Source organism: Amphritea opalescens (assembly GCF_003957515.1).
Lineage (GTDB): Bacteria > Pseudomonadota > Gammaproteobacteria > Pseudomonadales > Balneatricaceae > Amphritea > Amphritea opalescens.
In genome coordinates, this window is record NZ_RQXW01000005.1 from 275,123 (window position 1) to 288,013 (window position 12,891).

Below are 12,891 nucleotides of genomic sequence, written 5' to 3' on the forward strand. Positions count from 1 at the left end.
AATGACACCGCTCGTAGAAACCTTCTTTGATAGTGCCTCATCGACCTTCAGTTATGTTGTGTATAGCGGTATAGGGAGCGCCTGTGCGGTTATAGACCCCGTATTAGGCTATAAAGCTAACGCAGGTAAAACGAATACTGAGGCGGCGGATAAGATAGTTGCATTCATTGCGCAGATGCAGCTAAAGGTTGAATGGATTCTCGAAACCCACATTCATGCCGACCATCTCTCTGCAGCGATCTATATAAAACGTCACTTAGGTGGGTGTATCGCTGTCAGTAAGCAGGTCACACAGGTGGTTCATACCTTCTCAACACTGTTTAATGTGGTTGAACCTGATGATGAATTAGTTGCACATTTTGATTATCTGTTTGATCAAGATGAGACATTTACCATCGGATCTATCCACTGTAAGGCACTCTCTTCCCCCGGCCATACACCGGCTGATATTGCTTATCTTGTAGGGGATAAGATGATTTTTGTGGGTGATACTTTATTTATGCCAGATGTAGGTACCGCTCGCTGCGATTTTCCAGGCGGGTCTGCCGCAAAACTCTATGCCTCAATTCGTCGAATCCTTGCTTATCCCGATGAGACTCAATTAATGATGTGCCATGATTACCCTGTGACCCGCAGCGATCAATCAGTAACGACAGTGGCGGAACAGCGTCAACACAATATACATATCAATGATTCCGTAGATGAGCAGGCATTTATCGATGCGCGTACCCAGCGAGATAAAACCTTGGACTCGCCCCAATTACTGTTTCCTTCGGTACAAGTGAATATTAAAGCGGGAGCGTTTCCCCGTGCAGAAAACAATGGTGTGCAGTATTTAAAAATACCATTGAATTATTTGTAAGAATGGAACCAATGAATGATAAAAATGAGTGTCATGAGTGTAGCTATCGATCCGCGGAGATCATGGCGAAATTAAGCATATGATATGTCTGTAAAAAGCCACCTATCTTTCGACGGTGGCTTTTGTTTTTCTACAGCGGTGCTGCGTTACAAGCGCTAACTCAGCGGCGAATCAGGTAATCAAATGCACCGAGCGCGGCGGTCGCACCGGCACCCATTGAGATGATGATCTGCTTGAACGGCACGGTGGTGACATCACCGGCAGCAAACACACCGGGCAGGCTGGTTTGGCCGCGGCTATCGATGACAATCTCGCCTCGGTTACTGAGTTCGAGGGTGCCTTTCAAAAAGTCGCTGTTTGGCACAAGGCCTATCTGGACAAAGATACCAGCGACATCAACGACGTGGCTCTCATCCGTTTTGCGGTCCTTATAACTTAGGCCAATTACCTTGTTGCCATCACCGAGCACTTCGGTCGTCATCGCTTCCTTAATGATGGTGATGTTAGGCAGGGATTCTGCTTTTTTCACCAGCACCGCATCAGCTCGTAGGATATCGGAGAACTCCAGCACGGTGACATGTTCAACAATACCTGCAAGGTCAATTGCCGCTTCAATCCCCGAATTCCCACCACCAATCACGGCCACTGGTTTGCCTTTAAATAGCGGGCCATCACAGTGAGGGCAGAATGCTACTCCTTTGGTTTTGTACTGATCTTCGCCGGGCACATTCATTTCACGCCAGCGGGCACCGGTGGCTAAAATAACCGACTTAGCCGTTAGGATCGCGCCGTTTTCCAGCTCAACTTGCTTGATCTGTTGACCATCCTCGCCCTCGATATCGCGAATGTCGACGGCACGTTGGTTTGTCATCACATCAATATCGTACTCTTTGACGTGTTCTTCTAAGCCGGCGACCAATCGAGGACCATCGGTCGCTTTGACGGAAATAAAGTTTTCGATCGCCATGGTATCCATCACCTGACCACCAAAACGGTCGGCGACAATACCGGTACGAATCCCCTTGCGGGCGGTGTAGATGGCTGCGGAGGCGCCTGCTGGACCACCACCGACAACTAACACATCAAAGGGGGCTTTGGCCGCCAGTGCTGCGGCCTGTTTCTCATCGGCGCTATCATCGACTTTATTGATGATCTCTTCTAGCGTCATGCGACCATTGCCGAAGGGTTCACCGTTGAGCAATAACGTTGGCACCGCCATGATGCCTTTTTCTTCCACCTCTTGAGGGAAGACACCACCATCGATCATGGTTGCGGTGATGTTTGGGTTGAGTATCGCCATCAAGTTAATTGCCTGAACCACGTCGGGGCAGTTGTGGCAGGATAACGAGATGTAAACCTCAAAGTTTAGCGGTTTAGAGAGGTTTTTTGCTTGCTGCTGTAATGCCGCTTTTTCTTTACTCGGGTAGTCACCGGCTTGAAGCAGTGCTAATACCAATGAGGTAAACTCATGGCCCATCGGTACACCGGCAAAGGTCACACGAGCAGGTTCGCCGCTTGGACCGACTGCTATACGTGGCACACGACCTGTATCTTCGGTTTTAATAATCAGGGTGATATCCCCGGACATATCGGCAATTTCTCGCGCCAGTTCTTCCAGTTCTTTGGATTTTGGCGTTTCGTTTATAGACACCGTCAACTCAATCGGACGAGCGATTTTCTGAAGGTAGGTGCCCAGTTGTTGTTTCATGTTGCTATCTAACATAAATCACCATCCGGCTTGAATTGAGTAAAATTGGGATCTCCGCCATGTCAACCACAGGTCATTAGGGTTGCATTTGATGGCGGTAGATAAGTGGGGTTCTGGGGTAACCCTAAAACTCTGAAGTGCACTGCACCTCGATACTAATGATTATTTATACTGGCCTGCCGCCCGATAAGTCGGTGAAGCAGGCCAGTTGACGCTCAATGGAGGTGTAAAATCGAATTAGATTTTACCGACTAGGTCCAGTGATGGTGCCAGAGTCGCTTCGCCTTCTTTCCACTTAGCAGGGCAAACTTCACCTGGGTGAGCGGCAACATATTGAGCGGCTTTGATTTTACGCATCAGGTCGTCAGCATCGCGGCCAATACCTTCAGCAGTAATTTCCATCGCTTGAATCACACCTTCTGGATCGATCAAGAAAGTGGCACGGTCGGCTAAGCCCTGGCCTTCACGTAATACACCAAAGTTATTGGTGATAGTGGCTGTCTGATCGCCCACCATGTAGTAGTTGATGGTGCCGATGGCTTCAGACGTGTCGTGCCATGCTTTGTGGCAGAAGTGTGTGTCGGTAGAAACAGAGAACACTTCAACACCCATTTTTTTCAGTTCTTCATATTTGCTACCAAGGTCTTCTAGTTCAGTAGGGCAGACAAAGGTGAAGTCAGCAGGGTAGAAGAAAAAGACAGCCCATTTACCGAGCACATCAGCTTCGGTGATGTCGACGAATTCGCCCTGTTTGAAGGCAGTGGCTGAGAATGGTTTGATAGTTGTATTAATCATGTTGGTAACTCCAGTGAGTAAGTTCTTATGTATAAGTTCTTGTGTTTGGGAACGAGATCTATAATGCGCTAACAATGGCGATAGGTTAAATTGATTGTATTAAATTATTCGATAGTAAATATTTATATCTAAGACGAGGGTCGATTGCATGATGCTATCGGTCGAGATGAAGCGTTGACGGTGTATGAGGTTTGGCTTGATAGAGGGTAATCGAAGAGGTGCGCTTATAAAGGTTGTCTATGACCTGCAATGATTACCCTGTTCTGGGCTGTCAGATGGGATTAACATAAAGCATCACTCGCACAGTAGGTAACTAAGCCATGGAAACGAAAAAGAATGTGGATCATGTCGTCGATGACGACATTGAGTATGACGAAACTCAGCGAGACAATCCGATTGAAGATCCATTAGCGGCCATCAAAAACATGCGTTTAGAGCAGTTGGCTGTCTGTCGCCTGAAAAGCATGGAAGAGATGCAAGCGATGACAGGCGAACCGATCGATAGTAAAAGCAAAAGGTCAGGCGAATAGATCATCGTTAATAGCACACGGTAGGTTTTAGTTGCCCTGTGCTTTGCGTTTTCATCCGCCTTGATAGGATCAGATATCCAAGGTATCCCGTGGGCTCAGAAAGAGCACCGGCTTACCTTTTTGTACCATATCTTCTGTGTAGTTAACCCAATCAATTCTGGCACCCTGTTGATCATAGAGTTTTATAATATCGCCCTTATTGGACAGCCTTAAGGGGGATAGTTTACGAAGGATCACCGAGCAACCCGGTTGCAAGATGGTATCGTCAATAAGGGCGGTTAAGGCAAGGGTAGTATCCGAATTATCCGATAGCTGCCACCCTGTAAGATCTATCTCGGTTGCCCCTAAGTTGATTAAGCTAACCCATTCACGCCCCGAGTCTGTTCCTACTGGATCAACGAGTGCCGCACAGATAAAAATATCGACAATATCATCATTAACGGTTTGCCGAGGCTGTCCTTTGGCGAGGATATCGGCGGGTTTAGCTATTTCAATATTCTCGGGGAAGTGGCTGACATTCTCCTCAGCGGTGGCGTGATCTCCTGTGTAGTAAAGTGGGTTGGCTTGATAAATCCGGTTATCAAAACGTAAGCCAGTGAGCGCTTCAATTTCACTCACGGTCACTTGATAATGTAGGTTGTTATAACGGGATCGACCTTTTTTATCCCGCAACGCATCTTCATCTTGGTAAATAATAAAGGCACGTACGTCGAGGCTATTGGTGCTTTTATTGATGAAACACACAATCTTAAAAAAGCCGGCAGGAATCAACGCCGTTTTTCTGCCCGATGGCCTGACCGTTCTATCATTAGCGCCGTAAAAGGGCCCTGAGAATGAAGTGATTTTTCCATCCGTATCAAGGTCTAGGTCGAACACCCAATCTTCTAGACCGCGCCACTCATCTCGGTTGAGGTTTTCATGTTGTAAGCAGCTATTCGAGTAGTAGAAGGTTTCATTGGCGGCATACTGGGCATCTCTGGCGGTTTCTCCTTGGGCTGCCGAGGTTCTCTTCGCCATGTGCCCCCTATCCCATGGATTGCTTGCGTAATAGGCGTTATCTAACTGGTAGTCGAAACCGATGCGGTTATCTATTTTCCAAGCATCCGAGCGGGTTGTATTTTTTAGATTACTTTGATCAATATTAAGACAAACGATGACGGCGGATCGCTTTTCTGAGGCGCTATTCATGATGATGGAGTAGTTTGGGTAGTCGAACACCTTGCCTACATTCAGTACTTCCTGTGATAGCTCTGTTGAGAATGAGGGGAGAAGTAGGGTGATGCCTTTAAGAAAATCCTGACGGTAACCTAGCATCTCACTCTCCCTTGAAATTCATTTTAATCGCTAAAATTTAAGCCCACCAATAGCCTAGTCGGTGTTTGAAAAATGGCAACGTTAAGCGGACTATAGACTAATGATTGATCAGTTTTTGGCCATTTTTAACGCATTATCATCAAAAGTAAGCTATACCGAATGACTCGTACTATCGAAATACTAAATAATGATAAAGGGTAAGGAGTGTCAGATGGCTGCAAAATTTGAGATATATGAAGATAAAGCGGGTGAGTTTAGATTTCGATTAAAAGCGGGAAATGGTGAAAATATTGGTGCTTCTGAAGGCTATAAGGCTAAAGCGAGCGCTAAAAATGGTGTTGAATCCGTTCGAAAAAATTCGGTGTTGCCCGAACGGTTTACGGTATTTGAAGGAAAGAGTGGTAAGTGGTATTTCAATCTTAAAGCCGGCAATCATGAAATCATTATGACCAGTCAAGGTTATACAACGGAAGCGGGGGCTAAATCGGGCACTGAGGCGGTATCGCGTGCCGCGCCAGAGGCTGAAGCGGTAATCGTCTAAAAGTATGTGATGGCTAATGTTAATCAGTATCGATACACCACATAAGGGCCTTAAACCGCCCTTTTTTTGTGGCCATAAAAAATAGGGATTACTGATTAAGATCGGTTACGTTGACAGGGTAAGGGACGATGCTTTGAAAAATAAGAACGGTTAGGCATGCTGAATATCTCCTCATTTCAATTACAAAAATAGGATCGAGGGATTTTCATATGAATATTCGGGGAATATTGAGACTAGATGTTGTCAGGATTAAAAAACGGCTGTGGGCTCAGCCGTTTGATTTTTAAAAAGTGTACCGGTTTATGTGCTGATTTAAATTATAAACCTAATTTAGTCGCGACATAGTCGGCGTCTTTATCGCCACGGCCGGACAGGTTAACCAGAATGGTTTTGTCCTTACCAAGCTTCGGTGCTTCACGCATGGCCCAAGCAACGGCGTGGGCGCTTTCCAGTGCCGGAATGATACCTTCCACTTGGGAGAGGGTCATAAAGGCATCGAGACACTCGTCATCGGTGACGGATTGGTATTCAACGCGTTCAATATCTTTCAGGTAGCAGTGTTGCGGGCCGACACCGGGATAATCGAGACCCGAGGCGATGGAATGAACAGGCAGCGGTTCACCATTTTCATCTTGCAGGACGTAGCATTTAAAACCGTGAATCTCACCCGGCGTCCCTAAAGTCAGCGTGGCGGAATGATCTTTGGTATCTAACCCTTTACCGGCTGGCTCGACGCCGACGATTTTTACTTCATCATCGTTTAAGAAGGCCGTGAATAGGCCCATTGCATTGGAGCCGCCACCGACACAGGCAGTGATGATGTCCGGATTCTTGCCATGTCTGTCGTTAAACTGCTGACGGGCTTCACGACCGATAATGCTTTGAAAATCCCTTACCATTTTCGGAAAGGGGTGAGGGCCAACCACGGAGCCGATCGCGTAGATGAACTCTTCTGGATTTTTCAGGTACTCTTCAAAGGCGCTGTCGACCGCATCTTTGAGGGTGGCCGTTCCCCGCGTTACAGGTATCAGTTTACAGCCGAGGATCTTCATCTTAGTGACGTTGGGATGTTCTTTCTCAATATCTACCTGACCCATATGAATTTCACAGGGGATGCCCACTAAAGCACAGGCGGTAGCGAGGGCCACACCGTGCTGTCCCGCACCAGTTTCGGCGATCACTTTCTTTTTGCCCATAAATTTGGCCAGCAGGGCTTCACCGAGACAGTGATTGATCTTGTGTGCACCGGTGTGATTCAAATCTTCACGTTTGAGGTAGATCTGTGCGCCACCAAGTTTTTCACTCAGGCGTTTCGCATGATAGATGGGGCTAGGGCGACCGACGTAGTCTTGATTGAGCTGCATCAGTTCGGTTTTAAATGATTCAGTGTGGCGAATCTCTTCGTAAGCCCGATCAATATCATCCATCACTTTTTTTAGTTCTGGGGGGAGTATCTGGCCGCCGTAATGGCCAAAGAATCCCTCTTTGTCGGGCATCGGGGCAAAATCAAACTTACTCATAAGACCTCTCTTAGCTCAGCTACGGTGGCGCGAATAGGTGATACCGTCAATGATGGGTAGCTGAAATCTGTGTAATGTTGTTGAAGCGAGGAAGGAAATATATCGCTGCTGCTGGCAGATGCCAACTCATTAGGACTAATTAGTTGCTTAAGAGCGGGTGTTAACCGAAGTCTAATTCGATCTGTTGCTCTTTGGTGGCGGTTTTTTTAAAGCCAAGGGAGCGCTGGCGTCGGCTAATCACTCTTAATTGAGCGCGGGCTTCATGGTAACAATGAAAAATGGTGTGATTGACCATATCTTTGTTATTCTGCCTATTGCTCCAGGATTCGCTCAGCACCCAGTCCCCCATCAGATCCTGATAGAGTCGGACAATAAAATAATCCTGTTGCTTGCGCCAACGAATAATCAAAAAGTAACCTGAACTTATTTGCCTAGAAATGATGTCAAACCGTAAGGCGGGCAATTATAATCGGCGTTTCGTTCCTTAACCAGCTGATTTTATAACCTTTGGAGTGATCTTTGAAACCATCCAGACTGAACATTGTGGCTGATGAAAATATTCCTGCATTAGAGCGCTTATTTGGTGATCTTGGCGAGATACATAAGGTATCGGGCCGAACGATGAAAAATAGTGATTTGCAGCAGGCGGACCTATTGTTGGTGCGTTCAGTAACGCCGGTGAATCAGGCACTACTTGAGCAGACGCCGGTGCGGTTTGTGGGCACGGCGACGATCGGCACAGACCATATCGATCTGGATTGGTTAGCGAACAACGAGATTGGTTTTTCCAGTGCGCCGGGCTGTAATGCGGATGCGGTGGCCGAGTATGTGATCAGTAATCTGTTGCTGGTGGCGGCTGAGCAGGGCTTTGAGCTGACCGACAAAGTGGTCGGCATCATCGGGGTGGGTAATGTGGGGCGTCGACTGCAGCAGCGTCTCGAGCTGCTAGGGGTTCAGTTATTGCTGAATGATCCTCCACGGGAAGCCGCGGGTGAGCAGGGATTTGTGGCATTGCCCTCGTTGTTACAGCAAGCCGATATTATCTGTCTGCATACGCCGCTGACGAAGGGAGATCATCCAAGTCTCCACCTGTTGAATGCTGAGAACCTCGAACTAATCCGTCCTAATGCGGTGTTGTTAAACGCAGGGCGGGGGCCGGTGATCGATAATGCGGCGTTATTGCGTTGGCATCAAGGGCGCGCGGATGTGACCCTGATTCTGGATGTGTGGGAACATGAACCCCGTGTGGATCAAGCATTAGCTCAGCAGGTGCGCATCGGCACTCCCCATATTGCCGGTTATTCCCTGGATGGAAAAATTCGGGGTACTTGGATGCTGTACCATGCTTTTTGTCAGCATCAGGGCATCACGCCAACGATCACGCTAGAGGAGTGTTTAGCCGAAGCAGGTGAAACACCTCACATCGAGTTAAATGGTCAGCAAAGTCTGACGGACATCGTACATGCTGTTTATCAGCCTGAAGCCGATCATCAATGTTTTATGGCATCGCTCATTGATACAGAAGCGCAACCCATAGCCTTTGATCAGCTACGCAAAAATTATCCAGTACGGCGGGAGTTCGTGGCGGCAGAGTTATCCGGTGAAAAGCCGCTGAAGCCACTAGCGGCACAGCTTAGCGCGGTCGGATTTAAGGTGTAATCATCGTGATCTCTAGGAGTACGGATATTCATTCTTTACATTGTTTGATTCAAAACGCGGAAACGGTTTCATGACCTTATCATTGGAATCGACTCAAACGGCCAAAACGCTGACCGGTCTACGTTTACAGATTGGCGATCCTGTGCGTGTTGAAATCCGTTCCCCCCGCGCAAAATTTACCGCGAGGCTGGTGGGCTATATGGAGAATGGCGGCATTATGATCTCTGCCCCATCTAGCACCAGTGGCGTGCCGACCATGATCAATGAAGGCAACATGGCCAACCTTCGGTTAATCAGTGGCAACCGTATCTGCCATTTCACTAGCAAGATACTAAAACAGTATGATCAGCCTTTTGCCTATTGGTTGTTAGCCTATCCTCAGAAGATTGAGTTGAAACGGATTCGTGGCCATAGCCGTGTACCGGTGAGCTTGAGTTGTTCTATTGATGATTATGATGAGATGTCTGAACGGGAAGGGCTGCCAGCGAGTGCCCTTTGTGTTGATATAAGCCAGAGTGGTTTATGTCTGCAACTGCCGTATTCATTGGGAGAGGTCGGCGAACATTATTACCTCACCACTCGTTTAAGAATCGGCGATATTGATCAGGTGTTGTTAGTGCCGGTTGAGCTGAGAAATATCCATAGCAGCTCATTCGAGTCAGGTAGTTTGTTTAATCATGGTTTTAAGTTTTTTGAATTGGATGAAGATACCCGATTGATTATTGCGGCCTTTGTTTATCAGCAGTTTTTAGTGGAGACCGGTCACCTCGATCAGACCGGTCAGGAGTTATAGATGTTTCGGCTTGGTTTGATTGTGAATCCGCTGGCGGGTGTGGGCGGCAGTGTGGCGCTAAAAGGCAGTGATGGTGAAGACACCGCGCAGAAAGCGCTATCGATGGGGGCTGAACCAAAAGCGAATCTGCGCACGCAACAGGCACTCGCCGCGCTTGTGGGGCTGGATATCGAGTTATTGACCTACCCAGGCGAGATGGGCGAAAGCAGTGCGCGTTTAGCGGGGTTCGAGCCTCAAGTTATCGGCAGTATCCATGCTGGGCAGACCAGTGCGGCAGATACCGAACGTGCGGCTCAGGCGATGGCGGCACAGGGTGTTGATCTGATCTTGTTTGCCGGAGGTGATGGCACCGCGCGTAATATCTGCCATGCCATCGGTGATTCGACACCGGTGCTTGGTGTGCCTGCTGGAGTGAAGATACATTCCGGTGTCTATGCGGTGACCCCCAAAGCGGCGGGCGAAGTCGTGGCGATGTTGGTACGCGGTGAGATCGTCACCTTGGCCGATCAAGAGGTGAGAGATATTGATGAGACGGCGTTCCGAGAGGGGCGCGTGCGTGCTAAATACTATGGTGAGTTGCTCGTGCCAGAAGAGGGGCGTTTTTTGCAACATGTCAAACATGGTGGCCGTGAGGTAGAAGAACTCGTACTGGATGATATCGCCGCCGACTTTGCTGAAAACATGGAAGATGATGTGCGCTATATCATGGGGTCTGGCTCTACGGTGCAGGCGCTAATGGATCATCTTGGGCTCGACAATACTCTGTTAGGGGTCGATCTGATTGAAAATGGCGAACTGATTGGCCAAGATCTAACGGCACAACAGCTACTGGAGATGACCGAGGGTGTTGAGACGCGTTTGGTGATTACCGTGATTGGAGGCCAGGGGCATATTATCGGCCGAGGCAATCAGCAACTCAGCCCCGAATTATTACGCCGCGTGGGCCGAGAGAATATTATTCTGGTGGCCACGAAGAGTAAAATAAAGGCTCTAGAAGGGCGGCCACTGATTGTGGATAGCGGTGATTCTGAGCTAAATCATCAGCTTGCCGGTTTGATTCGGATTATCACCGGCTATCGGGATGCTATTCTCTATCGGGTGGCGGATTTATAATAGCGGATAATCCCGCCTAAACAGGCAAAATCGCCATTCTTTGATAAACTGTAAGTGGGATTTATTAAAGGAATAAGGTCATGGGCTTCTCACTGATATGGTTTTACCTACAATTATTGTTGCCTGAATGGATGCGCAATATTCATCCCGATAGTGATCATTTCTATCGGCGTAAATTGACCCCAGCCTATAAAGACCGGTTACGGTATGCATATCGTATCTGGTTAGGCTCTGTGTTGTTAATGATAGCCCTACCATCACCGCCGGTGATTATTGGTTTAGGGTTATTTACCACCTTCCTGTCATTCTCATTGCTGGATGAGCATTGAGATATATCTGTTTGTGATGGAAAGGGTGCTTGTGAGCTTTGCGAACCGCAGCGGTGATGAGTGATGGTCTTGATATAATATTGTTTCTATTGGTGCGGTTCGTTCCTCACCGGCACCCTTGTCACCAGTTGTAGGGTGCCGGTGAGTTTTACGAACCGCACCAATGTATATGTATGAGAAAACGATACGATTCCTTCTTCATTAACCCCCTTGTATCTCTCAGCGATGAATAATTAGCACATCAAGGGCATCAAGTAGCGTGCCGGTGAGTTTTACGAAGCGCACCATCCGTACTAACCTGATAATCTCGCCGCCAGAGGCGGCTCCCACAGGAAGAATAGGGTTTCGGTGAGGAACCCCACACGTGATGTGCTATGTCATCCTTTCATCTGTCCATGGTAGCGAGCGACGCCCCGTCGCGATTAAATCCATATTTGCAGAGCATCGAGCTAAAACAGGCATGAACTAACGCTTTGATTTAACGGCATATGGCCATTATGATTGAACTAAGTTTATGGCAGGAACGCGGCCTCGACAGACACCATGATTCTGCAAGATGTCCGACAGATGGTTGTTAATCTGCTGATCTGCAATATGTAGTTGATCCTTGGCCTATCGTATTTTCAGTATTATAGTCTTGGAGTTATAGCGCCACAGGGCACTATAATTAGCTGTTATGTGTTCAAGGAAGCGCAATGAATGATTTGAAGAGTTTTGTATCAGGACTAACTCAATTAGCCGAAGCTTTTTCAGCGTGGGCGAGAACCGTTGATTGGAAAGCCATTCACGACAGAATTGAATGCCTAGTAAATGATTTGCCATCTGATCTTGAAAATGAGTCTGTTAAGCTTATGAATCGCGGTTGGTTTGTCTGGTTTTTTGATGGATACATGGACGATATTACGGAAAAAATGAAATCACTTATCAACCAAAGTGACGAAGAACAAGACGAGTATATGGCGCAATATGTTTCGGGAAATATAAATACATTCAAGAATGAACTCTTGATTAGCTACCCTAAGGAAGCTACGATTAAGAAGTCGTAAAACACCCAACCTCTCTTTTTCAAATAAAAAAGCACAAGATTCCACCTGTTTTGATGCTTTTCATCACTAAACAAGCTTATTTAGCCTTGTTTAGTGGATTTTGAACGGATTAACCCCTTGCTGCCCGTATCATCTGATCAACTCTAAACACATTAGCTAAGGCAAACAGCATCGCCAGTTTGTTGTCGTTTTTCGCCAGCCCTCGATAGATCACTTTCCTAAAGCCAAACTGTCGCTTTATGATCCGAAACGGGTGCTCTACTTTTGCTCGGATACTGGCTTTGAGGTATTCTGTTCGGATTGGTTGCTTGTTGATTCTCGGGTGTTGCTTGAGAAGACGCACCTTGCTTGGCATTTCTGCAATCAGCCAATCCGCCTCGATGTCTTTTAATTCCTCTCGTTTTTGTGCGCCTCGATAACCTGAATCCGCCGAGATAAAGCTTTCCTCTCCATGAAGCAGATTTTCTGTCTCTGTGATGTCATGTACGTTGGCGGCTGTTGTACTTAAACTGTGCGTCAGGCCTGTTCTCGCGTCTACACCAATATGAGCTTTTAAACCGAAAAACCACTGCTTACCTTTTTGAGTCTGGTGCATTTCGGGATCCCGTGCTTTCGCTTTATTCTTGGTTGAACTGGCCGCTTCAATAATGGTGGCGTCGACAATCGTGCCTTCTTTTAGAT

Annotated in this window: 14 protein-coding genes; 8 read left to right on the forward strand and 6 right to left on the reverse strand. The window is 47.4% G+C overall.

All coding sequences use genetic code 11. From position 1 onward, the window contains the following. Position 1 precedes the first annotated feature (1 nt). Complete coding sequence (locus EH243_RS07870; protein ID WP_126158101.1) at positions 2–862, forward strand: MBL fold metallo-hydrolase; 861 nt, start codon at positions 2–4, stop codon at positions 860–862. A 160-nt stretch (positions 863–1,022) separates the two neighbouring features. On the opposite strand, the gene ahpF is transcribed toward EH243_RS07870, so the two are convergent. Beyond that, positions 1,023–2,585, reverse strand: a complete 1,563-nt coding sequence (gene ahpF / locus EH243_RS07875; protein WP_126158102.1) for an alkyl hydroperoxide reductase subunit F — start codon at positions 2,583–2,585, stop codon at positions 1,023–1,025. 222 nt (positions 2,586–2,807) lie between these two features. Then, a complete protein-coding gene (gene ahpC / locus EH243_RS07880) occupies positions 2,808–3,365 on the reverse strand; it encodes an alkyl hydroperoxide reductase subunit C (RefSeq protein ID WP_126158103.1) in 558 nt (185 codons plus the stop codon). A 320-nt stretch (positions 3,366–3,685) separates the two neighbouring features. Here ahpC and EH243_RS07885 point away from each other — a divergent pair, with 320 nt between their 5' ends. Then, a complete protein-coding gene (locus tag EH243_RS07885) occupies positions 3,686–3,895 on the forward strand; it encodes a hypothetical protein (RefSeq protein ID WP_126158104.1) in 210 nt (69 codons plus the stop codon). 69 nt (positions 3,896–3,964) lie between these two features. On the opposite strand, the gene EH243_RS07890 is transcribed toward EH243_RS07885, so the two are convergent. Further along, on the reverse strand, positions 3,965–5,209 hold the full coding sequence (locus tag EH243_RS07890) for a DNA/RNA non-specific endonuclease (RefSeq protein WP_126158105.1): 1,245 nt from the start codon (positions 5,207–5,209) through the stop codon (positions 3,965–3,967). Between the two features lie 211 nt (positions 5,210–5,420). Between EH243_RS07890 and EH243_RS07895 the strand changes: the two genes are divergently transcribed. Continuing rightward, on the forward strand, positions 5,421–5,750 hold the full coding sequence (locus EH243_RS07895; RefSeq protein ID WP_126158106.1) for a YegP family protein: 330 nt from the start codon (positions 5,421–5,423) through the stop codon (positions 5,748–5,750). A gap of 317 nt (positions 5,751–6,067) precedes the next feature. Here the strand turns inward: EH243_RS07895 and trpB are convergent, their stop codons facing one another. Together trpB and EH243_RS07905 are read right to left on the reverse strand one after the other, a co-directional pair. After that, positions 6,068–7,270 carry a tryptophan synthase subunit beta gene (gene trpB / locus EH243_RS07900; RefSeq protein ID WP_126158107.1) on the reverse strand — a complete coding sequence of 401 codons (1,203 nt, stop codon included), beginning with the start codon at positions 7,268–7,270 and terminating at the stop codon, positions 6,068–6,070. A gap of 160 nt (positions 7,271–7,430) precedes the next feature. Further along, the gene (locus EH243_RS07905) at positions 7,431–7,679 is read right to left on the reverse strand and encodes a hypothetical protein (RefSeq protein WP_126158108.1); all 249 of its coding nucleotides are present in this window, start codon (positions 7,677–7,679) and stop codon (positions 7,431–7,433) included. A 110-nt stretch (positions 7,680–7,789) separates the two neighbouring features. Here EH243_RS07905 and EH243_RS07910 point away from each other — a divergent pair, with 110 nt between their 5' ends. The 5 genes from EH243_RS07910 (at position 7,790) to EH243_RS07930 (ending at position 12,210) form a co-directional block, all read left to right on the forward strand. Next, positions 7,790–8,929, forward strand: a complete 1,140-nt coding sequence (locus tag EH243_RS07910) for a 4-phosphoerythronate dehydrogenase (protein WP_126158109.1) — start codon at positions 7,790–7,792, stop codon at positions 8,927–8,929. 70 nt (positions 8,930–8,999) lie between these two features. Then, positions 9,000–9,722: a flagellar brake protein gene (locus EH243_RS07915; RefSeq protein WP_126158110.1), complete on the forward strand. Its 723-nt coding sequence runs from the start codon at positions 9,000–9,002 to the stop codon at positions 9,720–9,722. After that, positions 9,723–10,835, forward strand: coding sequence for an ATP-NAD kinase family protein (locus tag EH243_RS07920; RefSeq protein WP_126158111.1), 1,113 nt, complete (start codon positions 9,723–9,725; stop codon positions 10,833–10,835). Between the two features lie 80 nt (positions 10,836–10,915). Next, a complete protein-coding gene (locus tag EH243_RS07925; protein WP_126158112.1) occupies positions 10,916–11,164 on the forward strand; it encodes a hypothetical protein in 249 nt (82 codons plus the stop codon). Positions 11,165–11,859: 695 nt separating this feature from the next. Next, the gene (locus EH243_RS07930; RefSeq protein WP_126158113.1) at positions 11,860–12,210 is read left to right on the forward strand and encodes a hypothetical protein; all 351 of its coding nucleotides are present in this window, start codon (positions 11,860–11,862) and stop codon (positions 12,208–12,210) included. A 109-nt stretch (positions 12,211–12,319) separates the two neighbouring features. Here the strand turns inward: EH243_RS07930 and EH243_RS07935 are convergent. Further along, positions 12,320–12,891: IS5 family transposase (locus EH243_RS07935; RefSeq protein WP_126158114.1), on the reverse strand; the 572-nt coding region annotated here is incomplete at its 5' end.

Excerpts from the sequence above, each read along its gene's own strand:
- trpB (WP_126158107.1), bottom strand. The coding sequence starts at position 7,270 with ATGAGTAAGTTTGATTTTGCCCCGATGCCCGACAAAGAGGGATTCTTT.
- EH243_RS07895 (WP_126158106.1), top strand. The coding sequence starts at position 5,421 with ATGGCTGCAAAATTTGAGATATATGAAGATAAAGCGGGTGAGTTTAGA.
- EH243_RS07920 (WP_126158111.1), top strand. The coding sequence starts at position 9,723 with ATGTTTCGGCTTGGTTTGATTGTGAATCCGCTGGCGGGTGTGGGCGGC.
- EH243_RS07915 (WP_126158110.1), top strand. The coding sequence starts at position 9,000 with ATGACCTTATCATTGGAATCGACTCAAACGGCCAAAACGCTGACCGGT.
- EH243_RS07925 (WP_126158112.1), top strand. The coding sequence starts at position 10,916 with ATGGGCTTCTCACTGATATGGTTTTACCTACAATTATTGTTGCCTGAA.
- EH243_RS07890 (WP_126158105.1), bottom strand. The coding sequence starts at position 5,209 with ATGCTAGGTTACCGTCAGGATTTTCTTAAAGGCATCACCCTACTTCTC.
- EH243_RS07930 (WP_126158113.1), top strand. The coding sequence starts at position 11,860 with ATGAATGATTTGAAGAGTTTTGTATCAGGACTAACTCAATTAGCCGAA.
- EH243_RS07870 (WP_126158101.1), top strand. The coding sequence starts at position 2 with ATGACACCGCTCGTAGAAACCTTCTTTGATAGTGCCTCATCGACCTTC.
- ahpC (WP_126158103.1), bottom strand. The coding sequence starts at position 3,365 with ATGATTAATACAACTATCAAACCATTCTCAGCCACTGCCTTCAAACAG.
- ahpF (WP_126158102.1), bottom strand. The coding sequence starts at position 2,585 with ATGTTAGATAGCAACATGAAACAACAACTGGGCACCTACCTTCAGAAA.
- EH243_RS07885 (WP_126158104.1), top strand. The coding sequence starts at position 3,686 with ATGGAAACGAAAAAGAATGTGGATCATGTCGTCGATGACGACATTGAG.